Origin of the sequence: Nocardioides carbamazepini, from assembly GCF_024614185.1 — a bacterium.
In the GTDB taxonomy this organism is placed as follows: Bacteria; Actinomycetota; Actinomycetes; order Propionibacteriales; family Nocardioidaceae; genus Nocardioides; species Nocardioides carbamazepini.
This window is the reverse complement of record NZ_JAHTLF010000008.1, coordinates 356925-374611: the sequence shown is the minus strand read 5'-3', so window position 1 is coordinate 374611 and position 17687 is coordinate 356925. Positions and strand designations below refer to the sequence as shown.

Below are 17687 nucleotides of genomic sequence, written 5' to 3'. Positions count from 1 at the left end.
GACCCAGGGCGGCCGTCGCGGGATCACCGCGGCGGCCGTTCCTGGCATGGTGGACAAGGCCCGCGCGGGCGATCCCCGGTCCGTGGGCCGGCTGGTGTCGCTCGTCGAGGACGAGTCGCCCCTCCTTCCCGACCTGATGCGGACCCTCGCGCCGTATGCCGGGCACGCGCACGTCGTCGGGCTGACCGGCTCGCCGGGCGTCGGGAAGTCGACGTCCACCAGCGCGCTGATCGGCGAGCTCCGGCGCCGCGACCGGCGGGTCGCCGTCCTTGCCGTGGATCCGTCCTCCCCGTTCTCCGGCGGCGCCCTCCTCGGCGACCGGATCCGGATGGGCGACCACGTCCTCGATCCCGGCGTGTTCATCCGGTCGATGGCCGCCCGCGGCCACCTCGGCGGGCTCGCCTGGACCACCCCGCAGGCGTTGCGGGTGCTCGACGCGGCCGGCTTCGACGTGGTCCTCGTCGAGACCGTCGGCGTCGGCCAGAGCGAGGTCGAGGTCGCCCGCCAGGCAGACAGCACCATCGTGCTGCTCGCGCCCGGCATGGGTGACGGGATCCAGGCCGCGAAGGCCGGCATCCTCGAGATCGGTGACCTCTACGTCGTCAACAAGTCCGATCGTGAAGGTGCCGACAAGGTACGTCGCGACCTGCGCTCGATGCTCGGCCTCGCCGAGCGTCGCGAGGGCGCCTGGCGCCCGCCCGTGCTCAAGACCACCGCCTCCACCGGCGACGGTGTCGCCGACGTCGCGGACGCGCTCGACGAGCACGCCACCTGGCTGCGGGAGAGCGGCGAGCTGCAGCGCCGTCGCCTCCGGCGCGCGCGCGACGAGATCGAGACGCTCGCTCTCACCGCGCTGCGTCGCCGCTGGGGGACGGTCGGCGGTGGCGACCGGCTCGACGAGCTCGCGGCCGCGGTCGTCGCGGGCGAGGTCGACCCGCACACGGCGGCGGCCGAGCTCGCCGGCTGACGCAGTCGGTGGGGCCAGGCGGGGCGGCTGTAACTGTCTGTTGTTGCCACTGCCGTACCGGTAGACCGGTGTGGTAGAGGTCGCGACAGATAGTTACAGCCATCCGCCGCGGCCACGCCGCTCAGCTGTGCTTCGGGCCCATCAGCAGGAACGGCGGTTCCGGCAGATCGATCCGGGTGGCTCCGGCCGCGTCGATGATGGCGACCTGCACCGTCTCCTGCCCGAGGGTCAGTCCCTCGGGGTGGCGCAGCCGGAGGGTGACGTGCTCGGTCGGCTCGACCACGGCATCGCTGCTGATCGGGATCCGGACCTTCGCCGTCAGCCGCCCGGCCGGGATCACCACCCGGGCGTGGAACGCCGGCAGGTCGGTGCCGACGCTCGCCGTACCGGACACCGCCTCGACCACGACGGCCGTGTCCCGCCCGGGGGCCCTGTCGAGCTCGAGCCGGACGACGGCCTCACCGCCTTCGACGCCGTCCTTCGCGACCGTGGTCATCGTCGGCGTCGGGAAGCCGGGGCGGCCCCTCTCGTTCAGGGCGGTGAAGCAGTAGCCGCGCCGCTGGGCGGTGCGGACCACCTGGCTCACCGCGGCCACCGAGATCGGCGAGCGGTTCACGCCGTCGTGCTGGAGCACGATGTTCCGGCCCGGGCGGAGCTCGGAGAGGATCCGGCGCGCGATCTGCTGCGCGTTGCCGGACTTCCAGTCCAGTGAGTCGGCGCTCCACATCACCGGCACATAGCCGGCGTCGCGGATCGCCCGGCGGGCCGGCGGGGCGAGGGCGCCGTACGGCGGTCGCATGAGGTCGGTCGGGTGCAGGCCCGCGCGCTTCATCGCGCGTCGCGTCGCCCGCAGCGACTGCCGGACCTCGCGGTAGGACTGGGTGCGCATGTCCCGGTGCGACCAGCTGTGGTTCGCGGTGAGGAACCCGGCCCGTTCCACCTCCCGTGCCGCGCGCGGGTCCGCGGCGACCCGCTGGCCGACCATGAAGAAGGTCGCGGGCACCTCCGATCTCTTCAGCACCCGGATCAGCCGGCGGGTCGTCCCGCGCGCCGGGCCGTCGTCGAAGGTCAGCGCCACGACGCCCGTGCAGCCGTCTGACCGGGGCGCCTGCTCGGGCGGCGTCGCCACCGCCGGGGAGGCCAGCGCCGGGCCCAGCAGGGCGACGAGGACGAGTACGACGGGACGGAGAAGGAGGGCAACCGGACGGAGCACGGGGCACAGCATGGTCGTAGAAGGGTCTCCAGTCCTGCATTTCCGGCGTTTCTCACCCTGTGAGGAAGCTCGCCGGGTGGCCGGGCCTGCCGTGCGCCCGGACCAGCCCTGACAGGATGACCGGGTGAAGGACGTCGTCATCCTCGGCTCGACCGGCTCCATCGGCACCCAGGCGCTCGACCTGGTGCGTGCGAACCCCGACCGCTTCCGGGTGGTCGGCCTGACCGCGGGGGGCGGCAACCCGGACCTCTTCGCCCAGCAGGTCGCGGAGTTCGCGCCGTCGTACCACGGGCTGGGGGAGGAGGCGAGCGTCGAGGCGGCCCAGCGGCCGTGCGACGTCGTGCTCAACGGGATCACCGGTGCGGTGGGCCTGCGGCCCACGCTCGCGGCGCTGGAGGCCGGGACGACGCTGGCGCTGGCCAACAAGGAGTCGCTCGTGATGGGCGGCCCGCTCGTGCTGGGGAAAGCGAAGCCGGGGCAGATCGTGCCGGTCGACTCCGAGCACAGTGCGCTCGCGCAGTGCTTGCGCGGGGGCACTCCCGACGAGGTGCGTCGGCTGGTGCTGACCGCCAGCGGTGGCCCGTTCCGGGGCCGGACCCGCGCGGAGCTCGCCGAGGTGACGCCGGCGCAGGCCATGGCGCACCCCACCTGGGACATGGGACCGGTCATCACCATCAACTCCGCGACCCTGGTCAACAAGGGGCTGGAGGTGATCGAGGCTCATCTGCTCTTCGGCATCCCCTACGACCGGATCGAGGTCGTGGTGCACCCGACGAGCGTCGTGCACTCGATGGTGGAGTTCGTCGACGGCTCGACGCTGGTCCAGGCGAGCCCCCCGACGATGCTGATCCCGATCGCACTCGGCCTCGCGTGGCCGGAGCGGGTGCCCGACGCGGCACCGGCGGTGGACTGGACGCGGCCGGAGACCTGGCAGTTCCTTCCGCTCGACGACGAGGCGTTCCCCGCCGTGGCGCTGGCCCGGGAGGCGGGGGAGCGGGGCGGTACCGCCCCGGCCGTCTACAACGCGGCCAACGAGGTCGCGGTCGACGCGTTCCGGACCGGTCGGCTGGCGTTCCCCGGCATCGTCGACGTGGTGGCCGGTGTCCTGGCCGCCCACGACGCGCCGGCGCCCTCGCCCTCCCTCGACGACGTGCTCGACGCCGACGCCTGGGCGCGTGAGACCGCCACCGTGCTCGTCGAGGCGGCGCCGGCGACCGCCGGCGGATGACCGGGCACCGGCGTCTCGACAACCGGCCCAGCCGCCGACGACGTACCCTCAGGGGGACGGCTCTGCCTCGACGACGCGCCCGGTGCGGACGCGCATGGCGAGGGGAGGCCGCCGGCACCGCCATCGCCCGGGCCCCGGCCCCCTGATCGAGGACAGCAGCTCACCCCATCATGGACAACGCAGCATGACCGCCCTGCTCTACCTGCTCGGCGTCGTCGTCTTCGCGGCGGCGATCCTGGCGTCGATCGGGCTCCACGAGCTCGGCCACCTGATCCCGGCGAAGCGGTTCGGCGGCAAGGTGACCCAGTACTTCATCGGCTTCGGGCCGACGGTGTGGAGCCGACAGGTCGGTGAGACCGAGTACGGCGTCAAGGCGATCCCGCTCGGCGGCTACGTCAAGATCGTCGGGATGCTGCCGCCCGGCGCCGTCGAGCTCGCCGACGAGTTGACTGACGAGCTCGACGCCGACGGCCGTGTCATTGGGCAGGTGGTCCGGGTCCGCAAGTCCAACACCGGCATGTTCACCCAGCTGGTCTCGGACGCGCGGGCGGCCGAGTGGGAGACGATCCAACCCGAGGACGCCGACCGCCTCTTCTACAAGTTCTCGTGGTGGAAGAAGGTCATCGTCATGGGCGGCGGCCCGACGGTGAACATCCTCATCGCCTTCCTCATCTTCACCGGCGTCTTCGCGACCTACGGCAACCCGGGCGACCAGACGATCGAGACCACCGTCCGGGAGGTCCAGGCCTGCGTGATCCCCGCGGAGGAGGACGGCCGTGCCTGCACCGAGCAGGAGCTGGCGGACTCCCCGGCCCCGGCCTACAGCGCCGGGATGCGGCCCGGCGACCGGATCGTCTCCTTCAACGGCACCGAGGTGACGTCGTGGGAGCAGGTCCAGTCCCTGGTGCGCGCCAACGGCAGTGGCGAGGCCGAGATCGTCGTCGAGCGCGACGGCGCGGAGCGCACGCTCCACACCAACACGACGGTCACCCCCCGATTCCTGGAGGCGGACGACGAGAAGCCGACCGAGGTCGGCTTCCTCGGCGTGGTGCCCGGTTCCCACCCGACCACCGGCGGCGTGGTCTACACCGTCGAGCAGATGGGCCACATGACCGTCGAGGTCGTGAAGTCCCTGGCCACGCTGCCCGCGAAGGTCTGGGGGGTCGCCAAGGCGATCGTCGGCCTCGAGGAGCGCGACCCGATGGGCCCGGTCAGCATCGTCGGCGGCGGCCGGCTGGCCGGCGAGACCGCCGCCCACGACGAGATCCCCGTGGACGGCAAGGTCGTCTCGCTGTTCCTGCTCATCGCCGGCTTCAACTTCTTCATCGGCATGTTCAACTTCGTGCCGCTGCTGCCGCTCGACGGCGGTCACATCGCCGGGGCGTTCTGGGAGGCCCTGCGGCGGGGCTGGGCCCGGCTGCGCCGTCGCCCCGACCCCGGGTACGTCGACGTGGCGAAGCTGCTGCCGATCGCGTACGTCGTCGGCATGGCGGTGCTCGTCATGGGCGTCGTGCTGATCGTCGGCGACCTGGTCGTGCCGGTGCACCTGGAGTCCTGAGCGGCGGGCCCGGGCCCGGCCCGGCCGGATCAGCCGGCGTACTGCGGGTCGGTCGGCGCCACCCACTGCACGAGCTGGTAGATCACCCCGTTGGGGTCGGCCATCTGGAAGTAGCGCTCGCCCCAGGGCTCGGTCTCGATCGGGGTGACCACGTCGACCCCCTGGTCCCGCAGTCGTTCGTAGTCGGCGTCGATGTCCTCGACGGTGAAGACCACGAGCAGCCCGTCGGCGCGACCGGCGGCGGACGCCGGCTTGAAGGTCGACAGCCCGGTGCGCAGGTAGATGAGGTGGCAACCCGACTCGGGGTGGGCCAGGGAGCAGAACCCGTCGGCGGACATCTCCTCGGTGAAGCCCAGGTGCCGCTGCACCCAGGCGGCGGAGGCCTCGACGTCGGGGACGTTGAGGGAGACGGCAGTGGCGGTGATGCGCATGGAGAAGCTCCTGTCCTCGTTCACTGTACGACGTACAGTGTACAACGTATAACGAACCTGTGACAGAATGGTTCCCGTGACCGCCCGCACCGGCTCCGGCGAGCCCAGCCGCACGCTCGCTCTGCTGTGGGGCGAGCCGACCGGAGCCTCGGACGCGCCGCGGCGCAAGGGCCCGGCCCGGTCGGTGACGCCGGCGCAGATCGTCGACGCGGCGCTCGCGCTCGCCGACGCGGAGGGGCTGGCCGCGGTGACGATGCGGGCGGTGGCCGATCGCGTGGGCGTCTCGGCGATGTCGGTCTACACCTACGTCCCGGGCAAGCCCGAGCTGCTCGACCTGATGGTCGATGCCCGCTACGCGCGGATGCGCCGCGAGCCGTGGGCGGGGGAGACCTGGCGGGAGCGGCTCGCCGACGTGGCGCTGGCCAACCGGGCCCTGCTCACGGCCCATCCGTGGCTCACCGAGGTGGCTGCGCTGAGCCGGCCGCCGCTCGGGCCGGGGGTGATGGCGAAGTACGAGCACGAGCTCGCCGCTTTCGACGACGCCGGACTGACGGACGTCGACACGGACGCCGCACTGAGCCATCTGCTCGGGTTCGTGCAGTCGCACTGCCGGTCCGCGCACGACGCGGCTCGGGTCGGCACCGACGCGGCGATGAGCGACGCCGAGTGGTGGGCGGCCAACCAGCCCCTGCTCGCGCGGGCGTTCGACCCGGCGGCCTACCCCCGCGCGGTCCGGATCGGTGCTGCGGCCGGTGCGGCCCAGGGCAGCGCGTGGAGTGCCGAACGGGCGTGGGAGTTCGGCCTGGCGCGGACGCTCGACGGCCTGGCCGCTCTCATCGAGGGCGCCGGCTGAGGTGCCTGCGCATCGCGCTCGTCACGACTCCGGCGATGGCGCCCGGTGCCGGGGGAGCCTCTAATCTTGACGTCATGACGTCGATCAGCCTCGGCATGCCGGAAGCGCCCCCGCCGGTGCTCGCCCCCCGCCGCCCGACCCGCCAGATCCGGGTCGGCAAGGTCGGGGTCGGCAGCGACCACCCGATCTCGGTGCAGTCGATGACCACGACGCTGACCTCCGACGTCAACACCACCCTCCAGCAGATCGCCGAGCTGACCGCCGCCGGCTGCGACATCGTCCGCGTCGCGTGCCCGAGCCAGGACGACGCCGAGGCGCTGCCCGAGATCGCCCGGCACAGCCAGATCCCCGTCATCGCCGACATCCACTTCCAGCCGAAGTACGTCTTCGCCGCGATCGAGGCCGGCTGCGCGGCGGTCCGGGTCAACCCGGGCAACATCAAGAGGTTCGACGACCAGGTCAAGGAGATCGCCGCCGCGGCCCGGGACCACGGCACGTCGATCCGGATCGGCGTCAACGCCGGATCTCTCGACAAGCGGCTGCTGGAGAAGTACGGCAAGGCCACGCCCGAGGCGCTGGTCGAGTCGGCCGTGTGGGAGGCGAGCCTCTTCGAGGAGCACGGCTTCCGCGACTTCAAGATCTCGGTCAAGCACAACGACCCGGTCGTGATGGTGCGCGCCTACGAGCTGCTCGCCGAGGCCGGTGACTGGCCGCTGCACCTCGGCGTGACCGAGGCCGGGCCCGCGTTCCAGGGCACGATCAAGTCAGCCACCGCGTTCGGCGCGCTGCTCTCGCGCGGCATCGGCGACACGATCCGGGTCTCCCTCTCGGCGCCGCCGGTCGAGGAGGTCAAGGTCGGCATCCAGATCCTGCAGTCGCTCAACCTGCGCCCCCGCAAGCTCGAGATCGTCTCCTGCCCGTCGTGCGGCCGCGCCCAGGTCGACGTCTACACGCTCGCCGAGCGGGTGACCGCCGGTCTCGACGGCCTCGAGGTCCCACTCCGTGTCGCGGTCATGGGCTGTGTGGTCAACGGTCCCGGTGAGGCGCGGGAGGCCGACCTCGGCGTCGCGTCGGGCAACGGGAAGGGACAGATCTTCGTCAAGGGCGAGGTCATCAAGACCGTGCCCGAGTCCGAGATCGTCGAGACGCTGATCGAGGAGGCGATGAAGCTCGCCGAGTCGATGGAGCCGGTCGAGGGCGCGGAGCCCAGCGTCTCGGTCTCCTGAGGGCCGGCGCGGCTGGAAGGCCCTAGGGTGGTCGCGTGTTGACCACCCGGCACGGCGTGCGCGTCCTCGCGCAGGCCGATCTCCCCGCGTTCGTCGCTCTCGCGGGTCGTGACCCGGTCGTCAACGTGTTCGCGATCCACCGCGCCCACACCACGAACCTCGAGCCGCGCTGGCTCGGCGGCGAGATGTGGGGCCGGTTCGAGGGCGGCCACCTGGTGGCCGCCTGCCATGTCGCCGCCAACCTGGTGCCGGTCCAGGCCACGCCGGAGGACGCGATGGTCTTCGCCGGGCGCGCACTGGCCCGGCGCCGTACCGCCTCCACCATCGTGGGGCCGCAGGACGCCGTCCGGGCGTTCTGGGACGAGGTCCGCCCCGAGTGGGGGCACCCGCGCGACGTCCGCTGGGACCAGCGCCACCTCGCCATCGAGACCGAGCCGCTGGTCGCGCCCGATCACGGCGTCCGCTGCGGGACCCAGGACGACCTGCGCACGCTCTACCCGGCCTGCGTCGCGATGTACACCGAGGAGGTCGGCGTCTCGCCGGAGCTCGGCGGGGGAGCCGACCTCTACCGTGCGCGGGTCGCGCAGCTGGTGGGTCGCGCCTGGTCCTTCGTCCGGTACGACGGCGACGAGCTGGTCTTCAAGGCCGAGGTCGCCTGCGCCACCGCCGACGCCGCCCAGGTCCAGGGCGTCTGGGTCCCGCCGCACCGCCGCGGCCAGGGGATCGCGACGGCCGGCATGGCAGCTGTCGTGCGGCAGGTGCGGGCCCGGATCGCGCCGACGGTGTCGCTCTACGTCAACGACTGGAACCACGCGGCCCGCGCGGCCTATGAGCGGGTCGGGTTCACCGAGACCGCGCGGTTCGCGACCGTCATGTTCTGACCACTACCGCTCGCCCAGGCGCGGAAGCCCGCTCCACAGCAGCCGGGGCGCGACGTCCGTGACCTCCTCGAGGGTGGCCGCCGGATGCTCCTGCCACCAACGGGCGACGCCGTCGACACCCCGTGATGAGGAGCTCGACCGCCACCTCGGCCCCGGTGGATCCGGGAGGGAGTCCGGAGCGGGCGAGGTCCGGCCCGTGCCCTCACGTTTGATACCGCATGGGCACGCGCTCGCCCGAACCCCCTGGGTGCGTGCCCCGATACCGGTTCGTGCGCCGGGGCACCGCGCCGTAGGCTTCGCCCCGTGCTGATGCGGATGTCGACCCTGTTCGTCCGGACCCTGCGAGAGGACCCCGCGGACGCGGAGGTCCCGAGCCACCGGCTGCTCCTGCGTGCCGGCTACATCCGCCGCGCCGCGCCGGGCATCTACACCTGGCTGCCGCTCGGCCTGGCCGTGCTGCGCAAGATCGAGGGCATCATCCGCGACGAGATGAACGGCATCGGCGCGCAGGAGGTCACCTTCCCCGCGCTGCTGCCGCGCGAGCCCTACGAGGCGACCGGCCGCTGGACCGAGTACGGCGACAACATCTTCCGGCTCCAGGACCGCAAGGGCGGTGACTACCTGCTCGGCCCCACGCACGAGGAGATGTTCACGCTCCTCGTCAAGGACATGTACGGCTCCTACAAGGACCTGCCGCTCAGCCTCTACCAGATCCAGACCAAGTACCGCGACGAGGCGCGTCCGCGTGCCGGCCTGCTCCGCGGCCGCGAGTTCACCATGAAGGACTCCTACTCCTTCGACGTCAGCGACGCGGGCCTCGACGCGTCGTACCAGCGGCACCGCGACGCCTACGTCCGGATCTTCGACCGCCTCGGCTTCGACTACGCCATCGTCCGCGCCACCGCCGGCGCGATGGGCGGCTCGAAGTCGGAGGAGTTCCTCGCCAAGGCCGCGGTCGGCGAGGACACCTACGTGCGCTGCACCAGCTGCGACTACGCCGCCAACGTCGAGGCGGTCAAGGTCCGTCCGCCCGCGGCGACGTCGACGGAGGCCAACAGTTGGGGCGACGCGCCCGCCGCCCACGCGGAGGCGACCCCCGACACCCCGACCATCGACAGCCTGGTCGACCACCTCAACACGGCCTTCGCGCGCGAGGACCGTCCGTGGACCGCGGGCGACACGCTCAAGAACGTGCTCGTCGTGCTCAAGCACCCCGACGGCACCCGCGAGCCGCTGGCCATCGGCCTGCCCGGCGACCGCGAGGTCGACCAGAAGCGGCTCGAGGGCCAGCTGGAGCCGATCGAGGTCGAGCCCATGGGCGAGGCCGAGCTGGCGAAGCACCCTGCGCTGGTCAAGGGCTACATCGGGCCCGGCGTCCTCGGGGAGGAGGGCGCGAGCGGCATCCGCTACCTCGTCGACCCGCGCGTCGCGGAGGGCACCCGCTGGGTGACCGGCGCCGACGTCGCCGGCTCCCACGTGATCGACCTGGTCGCCGGTCGCGACTTCACGGCCGACGGCACCATCGAGGCCGCCGAGGTCCGTGACGGCGACGCCTGCCCGAACTGCGAGGACGGCACCCTGGAGTCCGCGCGCGGCATCGAGATGGGCCACGTCTTCCAGCTCGGCCGCAAGTACGCCGAGGCGCTCGACCTCAAGGTCCTCGACGAGAACGGCAAGCTGGTCACCGTCACGATGGGCTCCTACGGCATCGGCGTCACCCGCGCGGTGGCCGCGATCGCCGAGGACACCCTCGACGAGATCGGCCTGTGCTGGCCGCGCCACGTCGCCCCGGCCGACGTGCACGTCGTCGCCGCGGGCAAGGAGGAGGCGGTGTTCGCCGCCGCCGAGGAGCTCGTGGCCGGGCTCACGGCGGCCGGACTCGACGTCATCTACGACGACCGCGCGGGCAAGATCAGCCCCGGCGTGAAGTTCAAGGACGCCGAGCTGATCGGCGTCCCGACCATCGTGACCGTCGGCCGCGGCGTGGCCGACCCCGACAACAGGGTGATCGAGGTCAAGGACCGTCGCACCGGCGAGCGCCAGGAGGTCGCCCTCGACGGCGCGGTCGACGCGCTCGTGGGCATCGTGCGCGGCTGAGCACGGCCGGGGGCCGGTCATCTAGGGTTCCCGCATGGCTATCGAGGCGGTCATCTTCGACTGGGGCGGCACGCTGACCGCCTGGCACGACATCGACTTCCACGCGGAGTCGCTCGCCCTCGCCCAGGCCGTGCTGACCACGCCCGACAGGTCCGACGACCACCATGCCCACGCGGCCCGCCTGCACGAGGCCGGGAGCGTGATCTGGGGGCGTAGCCGCGACCACCAGCAGAGCGCGACGATCGCCGACCTGTTCGACGCGGCGGGGCTCGAGCACGATCCGGACCTGCTCGACGCCTACTACGGGTTCTGGGAGCCGCACACCCTCACCGACCCCGACGTCGCGCCACTGTTCGCCTGGCTGCGCGGGGAGGGGATCAAGGTCGGGGTGCTCTCCAACACGATCTGGCCGCGGGCCTGGCACCGCGGGTTCTTCGAGCGGGACGGTGTCCTCGAGTTGATCGACGGCGACGTCTACACGAGCGAGGTGCCCTGGACGAAGCCGTCGCCCGACGCGTTCCGCGCCGCGATGGACGCGGTCGGCGTGACCGACCCGGCTGCCTGCGTGTACGTCGGCGACCGGCTCTTCGACGACGTCTGGGGTGCGCAGAACGCCGGGATGCGCGCGGTCCACGTGCCGCACAGCGCCATCCCGGCCGAGCAGGTCGGGCATACGGAGGGGGAGCCGGACGCGGTCGCCCGCCGCCTCGCCGATCTGCCCGGGCTGCTGACGCCCTGGCGCTGAGCCCTCCGGAGGCGGTCTGTCACGCTCAGGGGAGGGCTCCTCGATCTGCAGGTTTGTGCAGTGCACATTTATGAGGATCGCGATCACGGGCTCCCGGTCCCGTTCTGTTGCATGATTGTGCACACGGCGATCGGCGAGCCCCACCTCTCCCGTCGTCAATGACCGTTGTCCCCGGTCACCAGCGGTTCGCGACCCCGACTTCGGGGGACGTCTCGGGAGTTCCCCGAACGTCGGAGGTCGCGAACCGTTGTTCTTTTTTGTTGGCGCGAGCGTGTCGGAGACCGGCCTCGCCGCCCGGACCTCGCTGCGCTCGGCCCACGGGCTTCGCCCGGTGCGGCTGCGCCGCCGTCCGCCACGCTGCCGCGCGTTCGTCGGCGCGAGCGTGTCGGAGACCAGCCTCGCCGCCCGGACCTCGCTGCGCTCGGCCCACGGGCTTCGCCCGGTGCGGCTGCGCCGCCGTCCGCCACGCTGCCGCCGCGAGCGGGCCGGCTCAGAGGCCGGGCAGCCGGTCCGGTCGGGCCCCGAAGCCCAGTCCACGCACGGCGGCGTCGAGCAGCGCGGCGATCGCCCAGGCGCGGGCGTCGTCGGTGGTGCTGGCCACCAGGTAGGCGTAGGTTGCCGCCGCCGCCTCCTCGAGCTCGCGGGCCCGGGTGGTGACCACCGCCGGCGTACCGAGGTCGGCGGGCAGGCCGTAGCCGGGCTCCGCCGTGACCGGCTCCGCGCCCGCGGCCCGCAGCCGGGCCATCAGCTCGTCGCGCCGCGTCCGGTGGACGGCGTACGCCGAGGTGACGGCGCCGTAGAGAGCCGGGTTGCCGGACTCCGAGGTCTGGCCGCCCAGCGCGCCGTACACGAAGACGGCCGCGTGCTCGGCCGCCAGCGTCGTCTGGAGAGCGGCGACCGCGGCGTCGGGCTCCTCGGGACCCGCCCCGGGGGGCGGCGTGGTCGGTGTCGCCGTCATGGGAGGACCGCCTGCTGCTGGGCCAGCGAGGCCGCCATGGCGGCCAGGACCTGGGCGAGGGCACCGCTGTGGGCCTGTTGTGCCGCCTCGACCAGGCGGTGCTGCAGCTCGGCCTCCGCGGCGAGCAGGGCTGCCCACGCCTGCTGGGCGTCGCCCGGGACCTCGGGCGCATCGGCGGCGACGCTGCCGCCCAGCTCGGCTGCGTGGGCGTCGTGGATCCGGGCCAGCCGGGCGCCGGCCCTGCCCAGGCCCGGGGTCGTCGCGGCGGCGGCTGCGGTCGCTGTGGCCAGGGCGCCGGTCGCCGAGATCGCCTCGACGACGCCCTCGACGAGGGTGCTGTCCGCGTCTGCCGCGGGAGCGGTCGGCGTGACCGCGCCCGACACGCCCGGGTCGTCGTCGTCGCCGAGGACGTCGTCGATCAGGTCGCAGCCCGCGAGGACCAGCGCCGCGCTGCCGATCCCGCCGGCGAGGACCAGGCGTCGCGAGACGGACGGGGGACTGTCGGGCACCCGGTGACCCTATATCGGCGGGTAGGGTGGGCCCCGCACAGCCACAACAGGACACGGGGAGGACTCGCCCATGGGTACTCATTCCGCTCAGGGAGCGACAGCAGAGCGGATCGAGCACGTCCTCGTCGCTCCGCTCGCCGAGCTCGGCCTCGATCTGGAGGCCGTCGAGCTCACCCCGGCGGGGAAGCGTCGCGTGCTGCGGATCGCCGTCGACACCGACGGCGGGCTCACGCTCGACGACGTCGCCGCGGCGACCAAGGCGATCGACCGGGTCCTGGAGGACGACGGCCCCGACGGCGCCGCGAAGGCCCTCGGGGAGCTGCCCTACACGCTGGAGGTCACCTCCCGCGGGGTCGACCGGCCGCTGACGTTGCCGCGCCACTGGCGCCGCAACGAGGGCCGGCTGGTCAAGGTGTCGCTCGTCGACGACGAGACCGTGACCGGCCGGATCGGCGCGTCCGACGACGACGGCGTCGTGCTGGACGTCGCCGGTGCCGAGCGGCGGGTCCCCTACGGCGACGTGGGCAAGGCGCTGGTGCAGATCGAGTTCAACCGCAAAGACCGCACGACTGACAAGGACGCCGACTGATGGACATCGACCTCAGCATCCTCCGGACGCTGGAGCGCGAGAAGGAGATCAAGTTCGACGTCCTCGTCGAGGCGATCGAGCAGGCGCTGCTCACCGCGTACCACAAGACCGAGGGCTCGGTCGCCCAGGCGCGGGTCGAGCTGAACCGCAAGACCGGGCACGTCACCGTCCTGGCCGCCGAGCTCGACGCCGAGGGCACCAAGATCGGCGAGTACGAGGACACCCCCGACGGCTTCGGCCGGATCGCGGCGACCACTGCCAAGCAGATCATGCTGCAGCGCCTGCGCGACGCCGAGGACGAGATCAAGTTCGGTGAGTTCTCCGGCAAGGAGGGCGACATCATGTCCGGCGTCATCCAGCAGGGGCGCAATCCCGACGACGTGCTCGTCGATCTGGGCCGGATCGAGGCGCACCTGCCCGCCAGCGAGCGGGTCCCGGGCGAGAGCTACGCGCACGGCACCCGGATCAAGTGCCTCGTGATCTCCGTCCGCAAGGGCATGCGGGGACCCCAGGTCACGCTGTCGCGCTCGCACCCCAGCCTGGTGAAGAAGCTGTTCGCCCTGGAGGTCCCCGAGATCGCCGACGGCACCGTCGAGATCGCCGCGATCGCCCGCGAGGCCGGTCACCGCACCAAGATCGCGGTCAAGTCGACCGTCTCCGGCGTCAACGCCAAGGGCGCCTGCATCGGGCCGATGGGCCAGCGGGTCCGCAACGTCATGGCCGAGCTGGGTGGCGAGAAGATCGACATCGTCGATTGGTCCGACGAGCCGGCGAAGCTGGTCGCGAACGCGCTCTCGCCGGCCCAGGTCCAGTCGGTGACGGTCGTCGACGAGGCCGCCCGCTCGGCGCGGGTCGTCGTCCCCGACTTCCAGCTGTCGCTCGCGATCGGCAAGGAGGGCCAGAACGCCCGCCTCGCCGCGCGCCTCACGGGCTGGCGGATCGATATCCACTCGGACGAGGAGGCGTAGACCCCCGCCGGGTCGCGTCGGACCGGTCCCGGTTCGTGAAGTCGGCCACCCAACGGGTAGAGTCGACCCTTGGTGGCACGCCGACTGAATTCCCCTGCGCGACCTGACGACCTCCCGGTGACGGGACCCGTCCGGACCTGCATCGGATGCCGGGAGCGGGCCAGCAGAAGCGAGTTGTTGCGGGTGACCGCCGGCTCGGGCACCGACGGCCACGCGGTCGTCGTACCCGATCCCGACGGCACCGCGCCGGGGCGTGGAGCGCACCTGCACCCCACGACCGGTTGCTACGACCTCGCGGTACGGCGGAAGGCCTTCTCCCGCGCGCTCCGGATCAACCCGGGCGCGGGTGGGCTCTCCAACGTGCCGGTCGGGGAGTACATCACCACCCAGGCAGCGACAACTCGGACCGATCCGACCGACAGAGACTGGAGCAACAGCTCATGAGCACTCGATGAGTACCTCGCGATGAGCCAGTTCGTTCTGCACCACCCACCAACGGTCTGAGATCCACCCCGGGTCTGGGCCAGAAGGAGAACCGTGGCCAAGACCCGAGTTTCCGAACTCGCGAAGCAGTACGGCATCAAGAGCGCCGATGCGCTCAAGATGCTGAGTGACATCGGAGAGTTCGCCAAGACTGCGTCCTCGAGCATCGAGCTTCCTGCCGTCAAGAAGTTCGAGGCGACCTATGGAGCCGACCTCCTCGCGAAGATGAAGCCGGCCGCCGAGCCGGGTGGCGAGGCGGCGAAGCCGGCTCCCAAGGCTCCGGCGAAGAAGGCTGACGCCGCGCCCGCCCCCGAGGCACCGGCTGCTGCGACGCCCGCTCCCGCCGAGGCCCCCGCCGCCGAGAGCCCGGCCCCACGGCCGGGTGGCCCCCGGCCGGGCCCGCGCCCGGCGCCGACCAAGGCTCCCGCCGCGTCCGAGGTGCCCGAGGCACCCGAGGTGCCGGTGGCTCCGGTCGAGGAGAAGCCCGCCGCTGCCGCGGCTCCGGCTGCTCCCGAGGCACCGACCGCGTCGGCCAGGCCGGCCGCGCCGAAGCCTCCGACGCCGAAGGCCCCGGCCCCCGCGCCGCGACCGGTCGGCAAGCCCAGCGGCACCCCGCGTCCGGGCAACAACCCGTTCGCACCCAGCCAGGGCATGGGCCGTCGTCCCGCTCCGCCGCCGCGCGAGGGCGAGGCCGGTCCGGCCGGCCCGCGTCCGCCGGCGTCCGCGGGTGGCGGCGGTCGTCCCGGCATGCCGCGTCCCAACCCGGCGATGATGCCGAAGTCCGCCGGCTCGTTCGGTCAGGGCGGTCCCGGTGGTCCTGGCGGCCGCGGCGGTCCGGGCGGTCCCGGTCGTCCCGGTCCCGGTGGTCGTGGCCCGGGTGGTCCCGGTCGGGCCGGTGCGCCCGGTCGCGGCGGCCCCGGCGCGGGCGCCGGTGCTCCCGGTGGTCGTGGCCCCGGTGGCTTCGGCCCCGGTGGCGGCGGTCGTCCCGGTGGCGGTGGTCGTCCCGGTCAGCGTGGCCAGACCCAGGGTGCCTTCGGTCGCCCGGGCGGTCCCGCCCGGCGTGGCCGCAAGTCCAAGCGGGCGCGTCGCCAGGAGTTCGAGGCCATGGAGGCCCCGACGATCGGCGGCATGCGGGTCCGCAAGGGCAACGGCGAGACGATCCGTCTCGCCCGGGGCTCCTCGCTGACCGACTTCGCCGAGAAGATCGGCGTCGACGCGGCCTCGTTGGTGCAGATGCTGTTCCACCTCGGTGAGATGGTGACCGCCACCCAGTCGGTGGGCGACGAGACGCTGGAGCTGCTCGGTGACGAGCTCAACTACGTCGTCGAGGTCGTCTCCCCGGAGGACGAGGACCGCGAGCTGCTCGAGTCGTTCGACATCGAGTTCGGCGCCGACGAGGGCAGCGAGGACGACCTGGTCGTCCGCCCGCCCGTCGTGACCGTCATGGGTCACGTCGACCACGGAAAGACCAAGCTCCTCGACGCGCTCCGCGACGCCAACGTCGTGGCAGGCGAGGCCGGTGGCATCACCCAGCACATCGGTGCCTACCAGGTCCACACCGAGGTCGACGGCAATGACCGCCGGATCACCTTCATCGACACCCCGGGTCACGAGGCGTTCACCGCCATGCGTGCCCGTGGTGCCCAGGCGACCGACATCGCCATCCTGGTGGTCGCGGCCGACGACGGCGTCATGCCGCAGACGGTCGAGGCGCTCAACCACGCCAAGGCGGCCAACGTGCCGATCGTGGTCGCGGTCAACAAGATCGACAAGGAGAGCGCGGACCCGACCAAGGTCCGTGGCCAGCTCTCCGAGTACGGCCTGGTGCCCGAGGAGTACGGCGGCGACGCGATGTTCGTCGACGTGTCCGCCAAGGCGGGGCTCAACCTCGACAAGCTGCTCGAGGCGGTCGTGCTCACGGCCGACGCGTCCCTCGACCTGCGGGCCAACCCGGTGCAGGACGCGCAGGGTCTCGTGGTCGAGGCGCACCTCGACCGTGGTCGCGGCCCGGTCGCGACGATCCTGGTCCAGCGCGGCACGCTGCGGGTCGGCGACTCGATCGTCGCCGGTCCGGCGCACGGTCGCGTCCGCGCCATGCTCGACGAGCACGGCAACGAGCTGACCGAGGCCGACCCGGCCCGGCCCGCGATGGTTCTCGGTCTCTCGTCCGTCCCGGGCGCCGGCCAGAACTTCATCGTGGTCGAGGACGACCGGATGGCGCGTCAGATCGCCGAGAAGCGTGAGGCGCGCGAGCGCGCGGCCATGCAGGCCAAGCGCCGCGTGCGTCGTACCCTCGAGGACTTCATGGCCTCCATGGAGAAGGGCGAGAGCCAGGAGCTCAACCTCATCCTCAAGGGCGACGTGTCCGGTTCGGTCGAGGCCCTCGAGGACGCGCTGGCGCAGATCGACGTGGGCGAGGAGGTCAGCCTCCGGGTCATCGACCGTGGTGTCGGTGCGATCACCGAGACCAACGTCGACCTGGCTGCCGCATCCGACGCGATCATCATCGGCTTCAACGTCCGCCCCCAGGGCAAGGCGGGGCAGATGGCCGAGAAGGAGGGCGTCGAGATCCGCTACTACTCGGTCATCTACCAGGCGATCGAGGAGATCGAGGCGGCCCTCAAGGGCATGCTCAAGCCGGAGTACGAGGAGAACACCCTCGGCCAGGCGGAGATCCGCGCGATCTTCCGCTCCTCCAAGATCGGCAACATCGCGGGCTGCATGGTCATCGACGGCGTCATCCGGCGCAACGCGAAGGTCCGGGTGCTGCGCGACGGTGCGGTCATCGCCGACAACATCGACCTGGCCTCGCTCAAGCGGGAGAAGGACGACGCGGCGGAGGTCCGGGAGGGCTTCGAGTGCGGTCTCGTGCTCAAGAACTTCCAGGACATCAAGGAGGGCGACATCGTCGAGGCCTTCGAGATGCGGGAGATCCCGCGGAGCTGACGCTCTGAAGGGCGAGGCGCTCGCTTCGCTCGCAC

16 protein-coding genes are annotated in these 17687 nt (G+C 72.4%); 12 read left to right on the top strand and 4 right to left on the bottom strand.

What is annotated here, in order from left to right; all coding sequences use genetic code 11:
- Positions 1–46 precede the first annotated feature (46 nt).
- On the top strand, positions 47–967 hold the full coding sequence (gene meaB / locus KVF89_RS04335) for a methylmalonyl Co-A mutase-associated GTPase MeaB (protein WP_257423679.1): 921 nt from the start codon (positions 47–49) through the stop codon (positions 965–967).
- 121 nt (positions 968–1088) lie between these two features.
- On the opposite strand, the gene KVF89_RS04330 is transcribed toward meaB, so the two are convergent.
- Positions 1089–2180 carry a polysaccharide deacetylase family protein gene (locus tag KVF89_RS04330; protein WP_257423677.1) on the bottom strand — a complete coding sequence of 364 codons (1092 nt, stop codon included), beginning with the start codon at positions 2178–2180 and terminating at the stop codon, positions 1089–1091.
- A gap of 124 nt (positions 2181–2304) precedes the next feature.
- Here KVF89_RS04330 and dxr point away from each other — a divergent pair, with 124 nt between their 5' ends.
- Positions 2305–3408: a 1-deoxy-D-xylulose-5-phosphate reductoisomerase gene (gene dxr, locus KVF89_RS04325; RefSeq protein ID WP_257423676.1), complete on the top strand. Its 1104-nt coding sequence runs from the start codon at positions 2305–2307 to the stop codon at positions 3406–3408.
- A 184-nt stretch (positions 3409–3592) separates the two neighbouring features.
- Positions 3593–4966, top strand: a complete 1374-nt coding sequence (locus KVF89_RS04320; RefSeq protein ID WP_273475592.1) for a M50 family metallopeptidase — start codon at positions 3593–3595, stop codon at positions 4964–4966.
- A gap of 29 nt (positions 4967–4995) precedes the next feature.
- Here KVF89_RS04320 and KVF89_RS04315 read toward each other — a convergent pair whose 3' ends face one another.
- Positions 4996–5397, bottom strand: a complete 402-nt coding sequence (locus KVF89_RS04315) for a VOC family protein (RefSeq protein ID WP_257423675.1) — start codon at positions 5395–5397, stop codon at positions 4996–4998.
- 76 nt (positions 5398–5473) lie between these two features.
- Between KVF89_RS04315 and KVF89_RS04310 the strand changes: the two genes are divergently transcribed.
- The 5 genes from KVF89_RS04310 to KVF89_RS04290 all read left to right on the top strand — a co-directional run bounded on the left by KVF89_RS04310 (position 5474) and on the right by KVF89_RS04290 (position 11199).
- On the top strand, positions 5474–6250 hold the full coding sequence (locus KVF89_RS04310; protein ID WP_257423673.1) for a TetR/AcrR family transcriptional regulator C-terminal domain-containing protein: 777 nt from the start codon (positions 5474–5476) through the stop codon (positions 6248–6250).
- Positions 6251–6324: 74 nt separating this feature from the next.
- Positions 6325–7476 carry a flavodoxin-dependent (E)-4-hydroxy-3-methylbut-2-enyl-diphosphate synthase gene (ispG, locus tag KVF89_RS04305; RefSeq protein WP_257423671.1) on the top strand — a complete coding sequence of 384 codons (1152 nt, stop codon included), beginning with the start codon at positions 6325–6327 and terminating at the stop codon, positions 7474–7476.
- 35 nt (positions 7477–7511) lie between these two features.
- The gene (locus KVF89_RS04300; RefSeq protein ID WP_257423669.1) at positions 7512–8357 is read left to right on the top strand and encodes a GNAT family N-acetyltransferase; all 846 of its coding nucleotides are present in this window, start codon (positions 7512–7514) and stop codon (positions 8355–8357) included.
- A 303-nt stretch (positions 8358–8660) separates the two neighbouring features.
- Positions 8661–10454 carry a proline--tRNA ligase gene (locus tag KVF89_RS04295; protein ID WP_257423667.1) on the top strand — a complete coding sequence of 598 codons (1794 nt, stop codon included), beginning with the start codon at positions 8661–8663 and terminating at the stop codon, positions 10452–10454.
- A 34-nt stretch (positions 10455–10488) separates the two neighbouring features.
- A complete protein-coding gene (locus tag KVF89_RS04290; RefSeq protein ID WP_257423665.1) occupies positions 10489–11199 on the top strand; it encodes an HAD family hydrolase in 711 nt (236 codons plus the stop codon).
- A gap of 490 nt (positions 11200–11689) precedes the next feature.
- Here the strand turns inward: KVF89_RS04290 and KVF89_RS04285 are convergent, their stop codons facing one another.
- Together KVF89_RS04285 and KVF89_RS29900 are read right to left on the bottom strand one after the other, a co-directional pair.
- Positions 11690–12157, bottom strand: a complete 468-nt coding sequence (locus KVF89_RS04285; protein WP_257423663.1) for a DUF4439 domain-containing protein — start codon at positions 12155–12157, stop codon at positions 11690–11692.
- Complete coding sequence (locus tag KVF89_RS29900; RefSeq protein ID WP_273475594.1) at positions 12154–12666, bottom strand: hypothetical protein; 513 nt, start codon at positions 12664–12666, stop codon at positions 12154–12156. Before KVF89_RS29900 ends, KVF89_RS04285 begins: the two co-directional genes overlap by 4 nt.
- A 70-nt stretch (positions 12667–12736) precedes the next feature.
- On the opposite strand from KVF89_RS29900, the gene rimP reads away from it, so the two are divergent.
- From rimP to infB, 4 genes are all read left to right on the top strand, one after another.
- Positions 12737–13255, top strand: a complete 519-nt coding sequence (gene rimP / locus KVF89_RS04275) for a ribosome maturation factor RimP (protein ID WP_257423661.1) — start codon at positions 12737–12739, stop codon at positions 13253–13255.
- Positions 13255–14223, top strand: a complete 969-nt coding sequence (gene nusA, locus KVF89_RS04270) for a transcription termination factor NusA (RefSeq protein ID WP_257423658.1) — start codon at positions 13255–13257, stop codon at positions 14221–14223. Before rimP ends, nusA begins: the two co-directional genes overlap by 1 nt.
- A 72-nt stretch (positions 14224–14295) precedes the next feature.
- The gene (locus KVF89_RS04265; RefSeq protein WP_308212702.1) at positions 14296–14667 is read left to right on the top strand and encodes a YlxR family protein; all 372 of its coding nucleotides are present in this window, start codon (positions 14296–14298) and stop codon (positions 14665–14667) included.
- A 93-nt stretch (positions 14668–14760) separates the two neighbouring features.
- On the top strand, positions 14761–17652 hold the full coding sequence (gene infB, locus KVF89_RS04260) for a translation initiation factor IF-2 (protein ID WP_257423654.1): 2892 nt from the start codon (positions 14761–14763) through the stop codon (positions 17650–17652).
- Positions 17653–17687 lie beyond the last annotated feature (35 nt).